Raw genomic sequence first — 16,376 nt, 5'->3', positions numbered from 1 at the left:
TGAGGGGGAGATGCCCGGCAGGGCAGAGGGGGGTGCCTCGCGCCATCATCTCCGACGTTATCGTCCCTTCCACACGGGATCACGCTTCTCAGCGAAAGCACGAAAGCCCTCTAAATTATCCTCCGAGCCGTACAACGCGTCAACCGTCGCCAACTGCCGGCGCGTCACCTTGTTCATCGCATCCTGGAAGGTCAGCGCCTCGGCCACCCGTGCCGTTTCCTTGATCGCCGCGAAGACCAGCGGCGGGCCGCTGGCGAGCAGGCGGGCGATCTCCCAGACGCGCTCCTCAAGCTTGTCCTTGGGGAGCACCTCATTGACCAGGCCCCAGCGGTGGGCTTCCGCCACATCCATCCAGCGGCCGGTGAGCAGGAGGTCCATGGCGACATGATAGGGAAAGCGCTTCGGCAGCTTGATCGTCGCCGCATCGGCCAAAGTGCCGGCGCGAATTTCGGGCAACGCGAAGGTGGAATGGTCCGACGCGTAGATCAAGTCGCAGGACAGCGCCAGCTCGAAGCCGCCACCGACGGCCATGCCGTTGACGCAGGCGATGACCGGCTTGTTCAGATCGCGCAACTCCTGCAGCCCGCCGAACCCGCCGACGCCATAGTCGCCATCGACCGCATCGCCGCCGGCTGCGGCCTTCAGGTCCCAGCCGGCGCAGAAGAACTTGTCGCCGGCGGTCTTGACGATGGCGACGCGCAGCTCGGGATCGTCGCGGAACGCCTTGAACGTCTCGCCCATCAGCCGCGAGGTCTTCAGGTCGATGGCGTTTGCCTTGGGCCGGTCGAGCGTGACTTCGAGGATCGTGCCTTCGCGGCGGGTCGAAATGACGTCAGACATGCTTGTTCTCTCCCAGCACCAGCAGCGCGTCGGCGATCCAGGCGCCCTTGCCTTGCGCACAGACAATCAGCGGATTGATGTCGAGTTCCTCGATCTCGCCGGCATTCTTCTGCACGAAGGCGGCAATGCCCGCTATGGCGTCGATGGCAGCCTGGACATCGGCCTTGGAGCGGCCGCGATAGCCTTCGAGCAGCGGGAACAGTCTCAGGCCGCGCAGCGCCGCTTCGATGTCGTCGCGCGTCGCCGGCAGCATCAGCGTGACGCTGTCGCGCAGCAGTTCGACCAGCACGCCGCCGGTGCCGAGCGTCATCACCGCGCCGAACATCGGGTCGCGGGTGAAGCCGACGATCAGTTCGGCGACGCCGTCGCGCACCATGCGCTCGACATAGAGGCCGGAGCCGAGCGGCAGCAGATCGTGGGCCGCGGCGCTGACGGATTCGGCATCCCTAAGGTTAAGCCGCACCGCGCCAAGCTCGGATTTGTGGGTGACGCCCAAGGCCTTCAGCGCCACCGGAAAGCCGAGCGCCATCGAGGAGATCACCGCCTCGACCGCATTGCCGGCACGTTCGCCCTTGGGCACGGAAAGCCCGGCCTCGATCAGCCGCGCCTTCGCCTCGGCCTCGTCGGGCGTGACATGATCGCCGGCCGGCGCGCCGGAGGCTGACGTGTCGATGGGCTGCGCCTGCGGCTCGCGCCACGCCCAGCCGATGAAAGCCGCCGCCTGGGCGGCATCCAGGGCTTCGGAGATGCCGAACAAGGGCACCATGCCGCGCGCCATCAGCTCGGCGGTGTACTCCTCCGGCAGGTTCTCCGGCAGCGAAGAGACGATCGCGCCGTGCGCCTTGTTGGTCTTCAGCGCCGATTCGAAGGCGCGCAGCGTCGCCCACCAGTCGGTGACCGAGCAGCGGTCGGGGCGCGGGAAGTCTAGCACCAGCATGTTGAGGTCGAAGCCGCCCGACACCATGGCGGTGAAGGTGGCGGTCATCGCCGGCTCGTTGTTCCAGATGAAGGTGTGATAGTCCAACGGGTTGGCGACAGCGACCAGCGGGCCGAGCGTCGATTTGACATGGGCGCGGTGCTTGTCGGTGAGCATGGGGAAGTTCACCCAGCGGCCTTCGGCGCTGTCGGCCATCACGGAGGCTTCGCCACCCGAACAACTCATCGAAGACAGGAGGTAACCGGGCAGCGGTCCGGTGACATGCAGCAGCTTCAGCGCTTCGATGAAGGCTGGAATGGAATCGATACGCGCGATGCCAAGCCGCTTCAGGAAGGCGCCCGAGGCGGCGTCGGAGCCGGCGAGCGATGCGGTGTGCGATACCGTCGCTTGCCGCGCCTGTTCGGAACGGCCGACCTTCATGGCGATAATGGGCTTCTTCAGCTCGCGTGCCCGCGCCGCCAGTCGCTCAAAACCGGCTACCGAATCGAAGGCCTCGATATGCAGGCCGAGCGAGGTGACGCGCTCGTCCTCGATCAGCCCGAGCGCCATCTCGGAAAGACCGGTCTGCGCCTGGTTGCCGGCGGTCATCAGAAAGGCGATCGGCAGGCCGCGCTTCTGCATCGTCATGTTGATGGCGATGTTGGACGATTGGGTGATGATGGCGACGCCCTTGCCACCTTCGGCCAGCCGGATGCCGCCATGCTGGTCCGGCCACAGCAGCGCGCCGTCGGCATAGTTGATCAGGCCGTAGCAGTTCGGCCCGATGATCGGCATCTGGCCGGCGGCGGCGACGAGCTCGGCCTGCAGCCGCTCACCGTCCTCGTCATAGGCTTCGGTCTCGAGGAAGCCGGCGGCAAAACAGACCGCACCCCCGGCGCCGCGTTCGGCCAGCGCCTTGATGACCTCGACGGTCAGGTGCCGGTTGACCCCGACGAAGGCGGCATCCGGCGCGCCGGGCAGCTCGGCCACGGAGCGGTAGGCCTTGCGGCCGGCAACCTCATCCTTGGTCGGATGCACCGGCCAGATCTCGCCGGCAAAGCCCATCTTGATCGACTGCGCAACCACGGCAGCCGCCTGTGCGCCGCCGAACACGGCGATCGATTTCGGCCGCAGGAGACGTTCAAGCTTGTGCATGGTCATCTTTTCGTTCGAGCATGATCTTATCCAAAAACCGGATTCCACTTTTTGGAATCATGCTCTAGGCCCCGAACGGGCGCAGCAGCGCCCGCGAAATGATGTGGCGCTGGATTTCCGACGTGCCTTCCCAGATGCGCTCGACGCGGGCGTCGCGCCAGATGCGCTCCAGCGGCAGATCGTCCATCAGCCCCATGCCGCCATGGATCTGGATCGCCTCGTCGGCGACGAAGGCAAGCATTTCGGTGGCCTTCAGCTTGGCCATGGCCATGTCCTGATCGGTGACGGTGCCCTGATCATATTTCCAGCCGGCTTCGAACACCATCAGGTCGGCGGCCTTCAGTTCCGTCGCCATGTCGGCGAGCTTGAACGACACGCCCTGGAACTTGCCGATCTGCTGGCCGAACTGCTGGCGCTGCGCGGCATATTCGATGGCGTGGCCAAGCGCTCGCTCGGCGCGGCCGAGGCAGGTGGCGCCGACCTGCAGGCGGGTCGCGCCGAGCCAGGAATTGGCAACGTCGAAACCTTTGTGGACCTCGCCGAGAACCTGGGCTCCCGGCAGCCGGCAATCGTCGAATTCGAGGATGGCGTTGGTGTAGCCGCGATGCGAGACGTTGCGGTAGCCGTCGCGCACCGCAAAGCCCTTGGTGCCCTTGTCGACGAAGAAGGCGGTGATCTTCTTGCGTTTTCCACGCGAAGTCTCTTCCTCTCCCGAGGCCATGAAGACGATGGCGAAGTCGGCGAGATCGGCGTGGGAGATAAAGTGCTTGGTGCCGTTCAGCACCCAGTCGTCGCCATCCTGCACAGCGGTCGCCTTCATGCCGCGCAGGTCGGAGCCGGCGGCCGGCTCGGTCATCGCCAGGCAGTCCCATTTCTCGCCGCGAATGCAGGGGAACAGATATTTTTCACGCTGCTCCGGCGTGCCGGCCAAAAGGATGTTGGAGGGACGCGCCACGCAGGTCCAGTGCAGCGCGTAGTTGGCGCGGCCGAGTTCCTTTTCGTAGAGCAGCCAGGTTACCGTATCGAGTCCGGCGCCGCCGACTTCCGTTGGCATGTTAGCGGCATAGAGCCCGGCCTCGATCGCCTTGGCTTTCAATTCCTCGATCAGCTCGCGGCGCAGCACGCCGGTGCGCTCCACCTCGCGCTCATGCGGGTAGAGCTCGTTCTCGACGAAAGCCCGCGTCGTCTCGACGATGAGCTTCTGTTCCTCGGAAAGACCGAAATCCATGGTCTCAGCCTTTCCTCTTGCCGGTCTTTTTCTTCGGCTTTTCGGCCTTCTTCACCGGCTTGGTCGCCTTGGCCTTCTCTGCCGCCTTGGAGGCCATGGGCTTCTTCGCCGCCAGTTTGGCCAATTGCTTGGTATAGTCCTTGTGCAGCGCGCCGGCGCCCCAGCCCTTGCCCTTGTTCTGCTTCGACAGCGCCTCCATGATCGCGACCAGATTGTCGTCGCGGATCTTTTCCAGCTCGCGGATCGATAGGCCATGCGCCTGGTCGTCCGACTGGGTGGCGATCAGGTCGACCAGTTCGTCGTTGAATTCCGGCACGTCCATCAGCTTGGTCCACGGCCATTTCAGGCAGGGTCCGAACTGCGCCATGAAGTGGCGCATGCCGGCCTCGCCGCCGGCGACGCGATAGACCTGGAACATGCCCATCTGCGCCCAGCGCAGGCCGAAACCGTAGCGCATGATATCGTCGAGTTCCTCGACGGTGCAGATTCCGTCCTTGATCAGCCATAGCGCCTCGCGCCATGCCGCTTCCAGCAGGCGGTCGCCGACGAAGGCCTCGATCTCCTTGCGGATGACGACAGGCTTCATGCCGATCGAGGCATAGATTTCCTTGGCGACCTCGATCGCCTCCGGAAAGGTCTGCTCGCCGCCGACGATCTCGACCAGCGGCAGGAGATAGACCGGGTTGAACGGATGGCCGACCACCAGCCGCTCCGGATGCTTCTTCATCGCCACCTGCATGTCGGTCGGCTTGATGCCGGAGGTCGACGAGCCGACGATGGCGTTGGCCGGCGCATAGAGGTCGATCTCGGCCAGCACGCGGTGCTTGAGGTCCAGTCTTTCGGGCACGCTTTCCTGGATGAAGTCGGCCTCGGCGACCGCCTCGGCGATCGTCTTGGCGAAGGTCAGTTTGCCCTCCTTCGGCAGGCCACCGGGCAGCATCTGCTTGTAGGCGCGGCGCGCGCCCTTCATCACTTCGCCGACCTTGCGTGACGCCTCGGGATCGGGATCGAAGATCGACACGTCGATACCGTTGAGCAGCAGACGCGCCACCCAGCCGGCGCCGATGACACCGCCGCCGATGGCGGCTGCCTTGTTGATGACGCTCATGCGGAAGCTCCGGTTCTTGTCCTGGCAATTGTTGGATCGACGAGAGGCACGCGCTCGCCGGCGCGGATCACGGCCGGGTCATAAGCTTTGCGCGCGAACACTTCGAGCACGAAGGGCCGGAAGAAGTCGATCGGCAGCGTCTCGTAATCCGGGTCGAAGCTCGACTGGTCCCAACGCTCGCAGAACTGGTCGCAATCGTCGAAATAGGCGTGCCCGGCGAAGCGGTCGCGGGCATGCGGATTGCCGCCGAGATGGTGGGCATAATAGAGGCGCTGGAAGTCGCCATGCTTCTCCACCACCCAGGTGCATTGCTCGCGCACGAAGGGTTTCAGGATGGTGGCTGCATATTCGTCGTGATTGTAGGGCGCGTAGATGTCGCCGATGTCGTGCAGCAGCGCGCAGGCGATCCAGTCGGTGTCGGCGCCGTCGCGCCAGGCGCGGGTGGCCGCCTGCAGCGAATGGCCGAGCCGCGTGATCTTGTAGCCGGACAGGCCCTCGTCGAGCTGCACCAGCGCGTCGAGCAGCCGCTCGCCGGTCTTTGCGGCATAGTCGATTTCATGGGCGGTCAGGAATTCGTAGTCGTCCTTGTCGCCATCCTTCATCGCGGTGAATTTGACGGTAGCCATTTGGACCTCCCCGGCGAATAATTTATGCCGCTATCGGCGCGCGCTTGGTCAGGTTCAGCTTCTGGCGCACTTCCTCCGGTCCGAGGATCCTGGCGCCGAGATTGGTGACGATACTGGCCGCACGTTCGACCAACTGGGCATTGGTCGCCAGCACGCCCTTGTCGAGCCAGAGATTGTCTTCCAGCCCGACGCGGACGTTGCCGCCGGCCAGCACCGCGGCGGCTGCATAGGCCATCTGGTTGCGGCCGATGGCAAAGGCCGACCAGTTCCAGTCCGACGGCACATTGTTGACCATGGCCATGAAAGTGTTGAGATCGTCCGGCGCCCCCCATGGCACGCCCATGCAGAGCTGCACCAATGCGTCCGGCTTAAGCACCTGTTCCTCGACCAATTGTTTGGCGAACCACAGATGCCCGGTGTCGAAGGCCTCGATCTCCGGCTTGACGCCGAGCGCCGTCATCATGCCGCCCATGGCGCGCAGCATGCCGGGCGTGTTGGTCATGACATAGTCGGCCTCGGCGAAATTCATCGTGCCGCAATCCAGCGTGCAGATTTCCGGCAGGCACTGGCGCACATGTTCCACGCGATTGGTGGCGCCGCCCATATCCGTGCCCTTTTCATTCAGGGGCAGCGGCGCTTCCGGCGAGCCGAACACCATGTCGCCACCCATGCCGGCGGTCAGGTTCAGCACCACGTCAACATCGGCCGCGCGGATGCGCTCGGTCACTTCTCGGTAGAGATGCACGTCGCGCCTGGGTTTGCCGGTCTCGGGATCGCGCACATGGCAGTGGACGATCGCCGCACCGGCCTTTGCCGCATCGATGGCGGAATCGGCGATCTGCTTGGGCGAACGCGGCACATGTGGGCTGCGGTCCTGCGAGCCGCCGGACCCGGTCACGGCACAGGTAATGAAAACCTCACGGTTCATCGCGAGCGGCATGAAAATTTCCTCCCAATCGAGACAGACCATAACAATGCCCGACTTGCCGGAAACTGTTTTGCGTTTTACGAAGGCCATATGATCAAAAGCGAAAAACTTGATATCTTTCGCGCCGAGCGCTCGCCGCTCAAGGTGACGCTGCTGGTATTCTCAGGCTCGTCGATCATGTGCGTGGCCTCGGCCATAGACCCGTTGCGCGCCGCCAACCGCATCGCCGGCGAGATCCTTTTCGATTTCAAACTGGTCTCGGTTACCGGCGAGGCGCCGATCACCACCTGCGGCCTGCCGGTGGCGGTCAGCGGCCGCTTCGATGCGGCCGAACCAACCGACGTGCTTGTCGTGGTCGCCGGTTTCGGCACGCAGAACTACGCGACATCGGCGCTGCTTGCCGGCCTGCGCCGCGCCGCGCGCGCAGCGCGCGCCTGCGGCGGCGTCGAGGCCGGCACCTGGCTGGTAGCACGCGCCGGCTTGCTGGAAGGGCGTAGCGCCACAACCCATTGGGAGGACATGGAGGATTTTTCCGCCGCCTTTCCCGGTGTCGACGTGCGCCCCGACCGCTATGTCATCGACGGGCCGGTCTTCACCTCCGGCGGCGCCTCGCCGACCTTCGACCTGATGCTGCATCTGATCCGCACCCGGCTCGGCATGGCAGTGGCGCTCGATGTGGCGAGCGTCTTCATCTACGATCAGGCACGCGCCGCCACCGACGCCCAGCCGCTGGTCTCGCTCGGGCGCCTCGACGGCTATGATCCGAGGCTGGCGCAGGCGATCCGGCTGATGGAAGCGCATGTGGACCAGCCGCTGACCATCGCCGCGGTGGCCAAGCGCGCCGGGGTCACGGCACGGACGCTGGAAAGCATCTTTCGCAAGTCGATTGGCGAGACGCCGGGCGCTTACTATCTCAGGCTGCGGCTCGGCGCGGCCCGCCGGCTGGTGGTCGACACGCGTGTGGCCATGGCCGACATTGCCGGGCGGACGGGGTTCTCGTCCGCCGCCGCATTTTCCAGAGCGTTTTCAAGAGCTTTCGGCGAAGCGCCAGTCAGGCTTCGGCGAGCGTAGTGCCACCCAAAGCAATTGGGCAGCAGCGGCATGCACGGACATGATTGGAAAGCGTCGCGTGAAAGTTTGGACGCGACGCGCTTGGTGAGCTTACGCGGCGTTCTGGCGGCCGCCTGCGCCGTCGATCTGCGAGCGCATCTGTCTCGCCAGATGGGTCTCGAAGCGGCTGGCGACCGCGCGATCCCATTCGTTTTTGCCGCGCGCACCTTCCTTGGGATGCGGCAGCGCCATCAGCCGGTCGATGATGGATCCGGCCTCGCCAGATGAGAGCAGGGCGTCGATTTCGCGTTCATGCTGCATATCGGGTCGCCTCCTTCTTCCTGATTCCCGCCATGAGCCACTTTATACGAGGTTCGTGACGGCTGTTTGAAGGCAAGAGAAAGGTGATTGAGGGGCGGCGCGGGGCAAAACCTTGTCGTTGGTTTCGCCCTCACGCAAAGCCGTTTCACGGCAACAGGGTCGGTCAGAAAATCTGCTGGCGCCGTGTCTCAGACGTAGCGATTGACGATGTTCTCGAGCAGTTCCTGGCGTCCGGACCGGGGCTGCGGCTCGATCTTCTTCTTGACGACGCGCTCGGCGATCTCCTCCAGCGTGCGCTTGCCCGCCAGCATCGCCTTGGCTTCCGCGCTGTTCCAGCCGGCATAGCGCTCGGCCAGCGGTCCCGATAGCGCCTTGTCCTCGACCATGCGGACGGCGGCCTTGAGCCCGCGCGCGCAGGCGTCCATGCCGCCAATGTGACCGATCAGCAAATCCTGCGGGTCGAGCGACTGGCGTCTCAGTTTGGCGTCGAAATTGGTGCCGCCGGTCTTGAAGCCGCCCGCCAGCAGCACCTGATAGTAGGCTAGCGCCATTTCCGGCACATTGTTGGGGAACTGGTCGGTGTCCCAGCCCGACTGATAGTCGTTGCGGTTCATGTCGATCGAACCGAAGACGCCGAGTGCATTGGCCAGCGCCAGTTCGTGCTCGAAGGAATGGCCGGCCAGGATCGCATGGCCCTGCTCGATGTTGAGCTTGACCTCCTTCTCCAGCCCGAAGCGCTTGAGGAAGCCATAGACCGTCGCGACATCATAATCGTACTGATGCTTGGTCGGCTCCTGCGGCTTCGGCTCGATCAGGATGGTGCCCTTGAAGCCGATCCGGTGCTTGTAGTCGACGACTAGGTTGAGGAAGCGGCCAGCCTGCTCCTGCTCGCGGGCCAAGTCGGTGTTGAGCAGCGTCTCATAGCCTTCGCGCCCGCCCCACAGCACATAATTCTCGCCCTTCAGCCGCTTGGTGACGTCGATGCAGCTTTTCACCGTCGCCGCCGCATAGGCGAACACATCCGGATCGGGATTGGTCGCCGCGCCCGACATGAAGCGGCGGTTGGAGAACATGTTCGCCGTGCCCCACAGCAGCTTGACGCCGGTCTGCTTCATCTTTCCGGCAAAATAGTCGGCGATTTCGTCGAGGCGTGCGGCACTTTCGGAAAAATCCTTGCCTTCCGGTCGCACATCGGCGTCGTGGAAGCAGAAATAGGGCGCGCCGAGCAGCGAAAACATCTCGAAGGCGACATCCGCCTTGAGCTTGGCCAATTCCATCGTGTCGACGCCGCCGGCCTTGGCGAACCACGGACGATCGAAGGTCTGGCCGCCGAAGGGATCGCCGCCTTGCCAGGCGAAGGAGTGCCAGTAGGCGACCGCAAAGCGCAGATGGTCCTCCAGCCGCTTGCCGGCGACGACCTCGTCCGGATTGTAGAACCGGTAGGCCAGCGGATTGGTCGAATCCGGCCCCTCGTATTTGATCTTGCCGATATCGCCAAAAAAGCCGCTGCTCATGATTTTGTCCTCTCCGAGACAGTTCTGCCCGATTACCTCAGGCGTAATTGGTTTCGTTCTTCCCTGGGGTGAAAAAGGTCGTGTCAAAGCCACTCAACGAAGGAGACAGACCATGACCGACCTCAACACCATCGCCCAAAACTACATCACCGCCTGGAACGAAAGCGACGCCGCCCGCCGCCAGGCCGTGCTCGAGGCGACCTTCACCGAGGATGTCAGCTATCGCGATCCGATCATGCAGGGCGACGGCCATGAAGGCGTCGCAGCCCTGATCGACGGCGTGCAGCAGCGCTTTGCCGGCTTCCGCTTCTCGCTGAAAGGCCAGCCGGACGGCTTTGCCGACACGATCCGCTTCTCCTGGAATCTCGGGCCCGAGGGCACTGAGTCCGTGATCGAGGGAACCGACATCGGCGTCATCGAGAACGGCCGCCTGAAAAGCATCACCGGCTTTCTCGACAAGGTCCCGGCGCAGTGAGGCTTTGTTGTTAGGATGGGAGCGAGGCACCCCCCTGTGGCCTGCCGGCCATCTCCCCCGCAAGGGGGGAGATTGGCTGGCTTTTCGGGCTTCGCTAATCATCGAACTTGCAAGACTGGCACCGCCGTCAAAGCTGCTGATCTCCCCCCTTGCGGGGGAGATGCCCGGCAGGGCAGAGGGGGGTGCCTCGCACCTGCTCACGCCGTGACACCCTTTATCGCCGGATAAAGCGCCCGGTAGCGCTGGTAGGCGTCCGCATAGGCGCCACCGAGCGCCGCGTCCGGTTCGATCGTGGCATCGGTATCGGGCGCGGTGCAGACATTAAGCGGATCAGCACCCGTCGCCGCGATCAAGCCAAGCCGGGCCGCACCGAAGGCGGCGCCGAAATCGCCGTCGGCGGGAATATCGACAGGCAGGCCAAGCGCGGTGGCGATCGCCTTCAGCCAGTAGCGAGAACGGGAGCCGCCGCCGATCGCCGTCACCCGCGTCAAGGTCGTACCGGCCTTGGCCAGCGCTTCCAGACTGTCGCGGAAGGCGAAGGCGACGCCTTCGAGCACCGCCTGCGTCAGCACCGCGCGGCTGGATTCGTGCGCCAGTCCCGTGAACGAGCCGCGAATGGCGGAATCATTGTGCGGCGTGCGCTCGCCCGAGAGATAAGGCAGGAAGGTGACGCCGCTCGGCGCCTTCAGCGTCTCGCCGAGTTCGGCGGTCAGGTTGCCGGCGCCTTTCCCTGATATCTCGGACAGCCAGTTCAGCGAATCGGTCGCTGACAGGATGACGCCCATCTGATGCCAGGTGTTGGGCAGTGCGTGGCAGAACGTATGCACCGCGCTTGCCGGGTTTGGCAGGTAGGCGGCGTTGGCGGCAAACAGCACCCCCGACGTGCCGAGCGAGACGAAGGCATGGCCTTCGCCCACCGTTCCCATGCCGCAGGCCGAGGCCGCATTGTCGCCGGCACCGCCGGCGATCGGGATGCCGGCCTGCATCCCCCATTTCGAGGCCAGTTCGCCGCGCAAGGCGCCGGCTTTGGCCGTGCCCTCGACCAGCGACGGCATCTTGTCCTCGTCGAGCGATGTTGCTGCAAGCAGCTCGACCGACCAGCGCCGCTTGCCGACATCGAGCCAGGAGGTGCCGGCCGAATCCGACATTTCCGAAATATGCTCACCGGTAAGCCAGAGCCGCAGGAAATCCTTCGGCAGCAGCACCTTCGCCACCTTGGCGAAAACGCCTGGCTCGTTGTTCTTCACCCAAGCGAGCTTCGGTGCGGTGAAGCCTGGAAAAACGATGTTGCCGGTCAGCTTGCGAAAGCGCGGATCGGCGTCAAGCGCGGCCGCTTCTATGTGGCTGCGCGTATCGTTCCACAGGATGCAGGGGCGGAGCACCTTATCGCCGGCATCGAGCAAGGTGGCGCCATGCATCTGGCCGGAAAGGCCGATGCCTTTCACCGCCGCAAGCTGTTTTGGGTGGGAAGCCTTCAGCTCGGCGATCGCGTCTTCGCAGGCGCGGATCCAGTCACCGGGGTTCTGCTCGGACCAGCCGGGATGCGGCCGAGACACTTCGAGCGTACCATGGCCGGAAGCGACGATGGTCTGTCCGGCATCGATCAACAGCGCCTTGACGCCCGACGTGCCCAGATCGAGCCCGAGATACATGATTTCCTCCCACTGCCATTAATTTTTTCGCGTCTCGAAAAAATCTGGCTTGACCAGTTTTTAAGGCAAGATCGGTCGCGGGTCAATTCTCGGACAAATCGGCCGCGCGTCGCGAAAACAGCGCCGACAGCGGACTGTCGGGCCGCGCCAGCGCGCGTTCCGCGGTCAAGGCTCTTGCCAGCGCCCCATCGCCGGAGCGCAGCGCCGCCTCCATCAGCGTCAGATCGATGACGTCGCGCTGCGCGTGGCTGCCGCCGAAACGGTTGGCGATCGCCCGGATCGGCCGGATCAGGCGCACAGCCTCGGCGTAGTTGCCGTCGCCGAACGCCTTGATGGCGAGCGTCAGGGGATGGCCGACATCCCGCGTGAAAGCCACATTGTCGTCATCGCCGCGCATCGCCTCGCGCTGCAATTCGAGCAAGCTGGCTGCCCGCGTGTCGAGACCGGCGCCGACGAACGCCATCATGGCGTGCGCATCGTTGAAGGCATAGTTGCCGCCGCCGGCCTTGTGCCAGTTGGCGGCGAGTGCCGCCCAGCGGTCGCCGACATCAATGCCGCCGAGGTAGAGCCGCCACAGGATCGCCGAGGCATCAACCATGTTGAGTGCCAGCGGCGATCCGTCGCCATAGATTGGCCCATCATAAAGCGCCAGCACTTCGTCGGTCTCGCCGAGATCGTAGTGGAACAGCGCCAGATGCCACCAATTGTGCACCTTGAGGAAACTTTCCCGCGTCCACGCCTCGGGATTGGCGCGCATCCAGGCAATGCCATCCTTTTGCCGGCTCTGCATTTCCATGACATGGGCGACGGCATGCTGGGCCCAGCCGTCGCGCGGCTCGATCTCGACCGCGGTGCGGCCAAGCTTTTCGGCCCGCGCGTAGTCGCCCGTCTCCTCAAGCCCAAAGGCCTGCATCCCCAGCACGGCATGGTAGCCCGGCATCCCGCTTTGCCAGGAGGGTAGCGCGCGGCCGATGCGGTCGCGCAGCATGCGCGAATTGCCGGTGAAGAAGTCTACCTGGTGCCCGGTCAACAGCGCCACCAGGTCGAGCGGGGTATCGATGGCGATGTCCTCGAGGATACGCGATGCCTCGTGCCAGCGTCCCCATGCGAGATGGCCAAGTGCAGCGACATGCGCCTGTTCGCGCGTCGTTGCGGCAAGCGGCTGAGCGGCCTCATGGCAGGTCCTGGCCACCGTCGTCGCCTCGCGCTCGGTAGCGAGGCCAAACAAATAGCCCTTGAACACATGCGCCATGACGAAATCAGGATTTGCCGCGATCGCGCGATCGACAGAGCCGATCGGGTCGCCGATGAAGCATTGCAACTCACGGACAGCCTGGCTGTAGGGCGAGAACCCGGCTTCTGTCGCGCCCGAAAAGGTCAGGCCGAATGTGTCCCTGACTGCCATGCGATGCTCTTTGGTTGCCTTTCGGACTTTAATGCTTGTCGCGCAAAAGTACGCAACGGCTTGGGATAACGAGATTCACAAAACAGGGAAGTAAAGCGCATCACATAGGTTCGTTCAAACGCCGCGCGCCTTAGGCCCAACGCAATCATAGAGCATGGGCCACAACTGTGCCATCCTTGCATCGCGCAAGGTCTATTCGAGTATCCTTTGCAGTTTATCAACCATGTGGCGGAGATTAGGCTTTGTAAAGCCGAACGAATTATGGCTTCATTGCGGCAGGGGTGGAGGCTTGAATCGCGAATTCGGGGAGTCACGCGATGCGGCACCATGAAATCGAACGGCCTGATGGCTGCGCGCGCAGCGCTGACAAAAGCGTTGCTTCGGCACGGCGGAAACCCCAGGTATTTAATCATTGGCTAATGTACCTGCTTGCTACAACGTCGTTTGCATTGCTGCCGAATTCCGCGGCCTTCGCCGCCTGCGTGCTGGTCCCATCCGCCGGAAACAGCTCTTTCATCTGCGACAGCGGCGATTCCGGCGGCAGCCTTACCGACACTGATGGTGACAACACGCTGACCTTCCCCGCCGGCGGCACCGGGCAGGTGAGCGGCAGCGTCACCTTTGGCGCCGGCACCGACCGCATCGACATGCAGTCCGGCACCATCACCGGCGCTGTCGACCAGGGTGACGGCACCGATTTCTTCACCATCGGCGCCGGCACCGTTGCCGGCAATGTCCAGCAGGGCTCGGGCATCGACGATTTCAACATGAGCGGCGGCCAGATCGGCTCGCTCAACCAGGGTGACGGCCTTGACACCTTCACCATGTCGGACGGCCGCATCGTCGATTTCTTCGACGATGGCGACCATGCGGTGATGACCGGCGGCCGTATCGGCCGCGTCAACATGAAGCTCGACGACAATTTCTTCGACATGTCCGGCGGCACCGTCGACCGCAACCTCGTCACCGGCTTTGGCAACGATACGATCATCCTCTCCAACGGCACGATCGGCGGCAACATCAGCGTCAGCGGCGGCACCGACAGCGTGACGGTGACCGGCGGCTCGGTCGGCGGCGATGTGCTGATGAGTTTCGGCACCGACAATTTCGTCTGGAACAATGGCGGCATCATCTATGGTTCTGTCGACCTCGGCGGCGACAACGACACTGCGGGACTGAGCAATCTGACCAATGCCAATCTCGGCGGCACCAATGCGCTGAACGGCGGTCTCGGCACCGATGCGCTGGTCTTCGACAATGTCGCGCTGGACGGCATCGACCGGGTCCAGAACTGGGAAACCATCGAGGCCACCAACGACACCGAACTGACGCTGGACGGCAATCTGGTGCTTGGCGACAGCGGCACGGGCACAGGTTCACTTGATGTTGACGCGTCGAGCACCTTGTTCGGCGGCGGCTTCAATGCCTCGATCCAGGCCTTCACATCGGGCCAATTGGCTTCGGTGACCAATGCCGGCCGCATAGACCTGACCAATGGCCCCGCAGGTGCTGCCGACAGCCTGACGATTTCCGGCAATTATGTCGGACTGGGCGGTCTGCTGCTCATCCAGACCGAGCTTGGCGACGACAGCTCCGCTTCGGACAGGCTGATCCTGTCGGGCGGAACGGCGTCCGGCTCGACCGGAATTTCCGTGATCAATTTCGGCGGGGCGGGCGCTTCGACCACGCAGGACGGCATCATGGTCGTCCAAGCGATCGACGGCGCCACCTCGGGCGCCACCACCTTTGCGCTCGATGCGCCGGTCGCGGCCGGCGCCTTCGAATATTATCTGTTCAAAGGCGGCGTCAGCGCCGGCAGCGAGGAGAACTGGTATCTGCGCTCGACACTGACGACGCCGGCCCCGCCCGCGCCCGCGCCGCCGCCGCTCGAACCGACCGAGCCGCCGCCACCGGTGCCGCCGGAGACCGCGCCGCCACCGCCGCAGTCGGAATTGCCGCCGACGCCGCCGCCGACCGAGGGCGACATCAACAATCCGCCCGTCGATCCGACGCCGCCGGTTGAGGTCGCTGATCCGGAGCCCGAGGGGCCGCCTCCGGCACCGCCAAGCCCGCCGGCGGAACCGCCGCCGCCACCGCCGCCAGTGCCGGTGGATGTGCCGGTTCTCCCGGTGCCGACGCTGCCTGGCCCGCCGCCGGTGCAGCCGGCCCCGCCAACACCGGGAGCCACGCCGGTGGAGGCAGCCGAGATCCAGCTCTATCGCATCGAGGTGCCGGTCTATTCGGCCGTGCCACCGGTTGCCGAGCATCTGGCTATGGCGACGCTCGGCACCTTCCACGAGCGGCGCGGCGAGCAGAGCCTGCTGTCGAACACCGAACTGTCGCCGGTCTGGGGCCGCATCTTCGGACAGGATGCCGAGATGGCCTGGTCGGGCACCGTCGCGCCGTCCTTCGACGGCACCGTGTTTGGCCTGCAGGCCGGCTTCGATGCATTCGGCTGGGAAAGCGCTTCAGGCATCAACCGCGCCGGACTGTTCATCGCCTATGGCCGCATGAATGGCGACGTGCGCGGCCAGGCGCTTGGATGGAACAATCTGTCGGTCGGCGGGATCGACCTCGACGGCACCAGCCTCGGCGGCTACTGGACCCATATCGGTTCGAGCGGCTGGTATCTGGACGGCGTCGTGATGGGAACGTTTTTCGGCGGCACGGCGAATTCCTCCCGCGACATCGGCATCGATGTCGATGGAACCGGCATCACCGCTTCGCTCGAAGGCGGCTACCCGTTTGCGCTGGCCGAGGGCTGGACGCTCGAACCGCAGGCGCAACTGGTCTGGCAGCATTTGTCGCTCGACGGCACCGAGGACAGTTTCTCATCGGTGTCGTTCGACCTCGACGACAGCGTCACAGGCCGGCTGGGGCTGCGGCTGCAAGGCGAGACCGTCATGAACGGCATGGCGCTGCAGCCTTACCTCAAGGCCAATCTGTGGCACGATTTCGGCGGCACCGACCGCGTCGACTTCGACGGCACGGATATCTCGACCGAGGGCGACTCGACGTCGTTCGAGTTTGGCGGCGGTCTCGTCGCCAAGGTGACGGACAAGGTCAGCATCTTCGCCACCGGCGACTACACCACCAATCTCGGCGGCGACAAGCGGCGCATCCTCGAGGGCAATCTCGGCTTCAGTGTCAAATGGTGA

13 protein-coding genes are annotated in these 16,376 nt (G+C 64.4%); 3 read left to right on the top strand and 10 right to left on the bottom strand.

What is annotated here, in order from left to right; genetic code table 11:
* Positions 1–57: 57 nt before the first annotated feature.
* From AC0L2H_RS04965 to bcoG, 6 genes are all read right to left on the bottom strand, one after another.
* Positions 58–840 (bottom strand): carnitinyl-CoA dehydratase, encoded by a 783-nt coding sequence (locus AC0L2H_RS04965; protein ID WP_473589162.1) that lies wholly within the window; start codon positions 838–840, stop codon positions 58–60.
* Complete coding sequence (locus tag AC0L2H_RS04960; protein ID WP_473589161.1) at positions 833–2,911, bottom strand: acetate--CoA ligase family protein; 2,079 nt, start codon at positions 2,909–2,911, stop codon at positions 833–835. Before AC0L2H_RS04960 ends, AC0L2H_RS04965 begins: the two co-directional genes overlap by 8 nt.
* A 64-nt stretch (positions 2,912–2,975) precedes the next feature.
* Positions 2,976–4,139: an acyl-CoA dehydrogenase family protein gene (locus AC0L2H_RS04955; RefSeq protein ID WP_473589160.1), complete on the bottom strand. Its 1,164-nt coding sequence runs from the start codon at positions 4,137–4,139 to the stop codon at positions 2,976–2,978.
* A 4-nt stretch (positions 4,140–4,143) separates the two neighbouring features.
* Entirely contained in the window at positions 4,144–5,247 is a 1,104-nt protein-coding gene (locus AC0L2H_RS04950; RefSeq protein WP_473589159.1) for a carnitine 3-dehydrogenase, read from the bottom strand.
* Positions 5,244–5,873 carry an HD domain-containing protein gene (locus AC0L2H_RS04945; protein WP_473589158.1) on the bottom strand — a complete coding sequence of 210 codons (630 nt, stop codon included), beginning with the start codon at positions 5,871–5,873 and terminating at the stop codon, positions 5,244–5,246. The genes AC0L2H_RS04950 and AC0L2H_RS04945 overlap by 4 nt, the downstream gene beginning before the upstream one ends.
* A 22-nt stretch (positions 5,874–5,895) precedes the next feature.
* Positions 5,896–6,813 carry a 3-dehydrocarnitine:acetyl-CoA trimethylamine transferase BcoG gene (gene bcoG / locus AC0L2H_RS04940; RefSeq protein ID WP_473589157.1) on the bottom strand — a complete coding sequence of 306 codons (918 nt, stop codon included), beginning with the start codon at positions 6,811–6,813 and terminating at the stop codon, positions 5,896–5,898.
* A 78-nt stretch (positions 6,814–6,891) separates the two neighbouring features.
* Between bcoG and AC0L2H_RS04935 the strand changes: the two genes are divergently transcribed.
* The gene (locus tag AC0L2H_RS04935) at positions 6,892–7,872 is read left to right on the top strand and encodes a GlxA family transcriptional regulator (RefSeq protein ID WP_473589156.1); all 981 of its coding nucleotides are present in this window, start codon (positions 6,892–6,894) and stop codon (positions 7,870–7,872) included.
* A gap of 90 nt (positions 7,873–7,962) precedes the next feature.
* Here AC0L2H_RS04935 and AC0L2H_RS04930 read toward each other — a convergent pair whose 3' ends face one another.
* A complete protein-coding gene (locus tag AC0L2H_RS04930) occupies positions 7,963–8,172 on the bottom strand; it encodes a hypothetical protein (protein ID WP_473589155.1) in 210 nt (69 codons plus the stop codon).
* Positions 8,173–8,360: 188 nt separating this feature from the next.
* On the bottom strand, positions 8,361–9,686 hold the full coding sequence (gene xylA / locus AC0L2H_RS04925) for a xylose isomerase (RefSeq protein ID WP_473589154.1): 1,326 nt from the start codon (positions 9,684–9,686) through the stop codon (positions 8,361–8,363).
* Between the two features lie 112 nt (positions 9,687–9,798).
* Here xylA and AC0L2H_RS04920 point away from each other — a divergent pair, with 112 nt between their 5' ends.
* Positions 9,799–10,161, top strand: coding sequence for a nuclear transport factor 2 family protein (locus AC0L2H_RS04920; protein ID WP_473589153.1), 363 nt, complete (start codon positions 9,799–9,801; stop codon positions 10,159–10,161).
* A gap of 197 nt (positions 10,162–10,358) precedes the next feature.
* On the opposite strand, the gene xylB is transcribed toward AC0L2H_RS04920, so the two are convergent.
* Both xylB and AC0L2H_RS04910 read right to left on the bottom strand, forming a co-directional pair.
* Positions 10,359–11,813, bottom strand: a complete 1,455-nt coding sequence (gene xylB / locus AC0L2H_RS04915) for a xylulokinase (RefSeq protein WP_473589152.1) — start codon at positions 11,811–11,813, stop codon at positions 10,359–10,361.
* Between the two features lie 82 nt (positions 11,814–11,895).
* Entirely contained in the window at positions 11,896–13,218 is a 1,323-nt protein-coding gene (locus AC0L2H_RS04910; protein WP_473589151.1) for a tetratricopeptide repeat protein, read from the bottom strand.
* 419 nt (positions 13,219–13,637) lie between these two features.
* On the opposite strand from AC0L2H_RS04910, the gene AC0L2H_RS04905 reads away from it, so the two are divergent.
* A complete protein-coding gene (locus AC0L2H_RS04905; RefSeq protein WP_473589150.1) occupies positions 13,638–16,376 on the top strand; it encodes an autotransporter family protein in 2,739 nt (912 codons plus the stop codon).

The sequence above is a fragment of the Mesorhizobium sp. WSM4871 genome (genome assembly GCF_055811295.1).
This window is presented reverse-complemented; position numbering and strand designations above follow the sequence as displayed.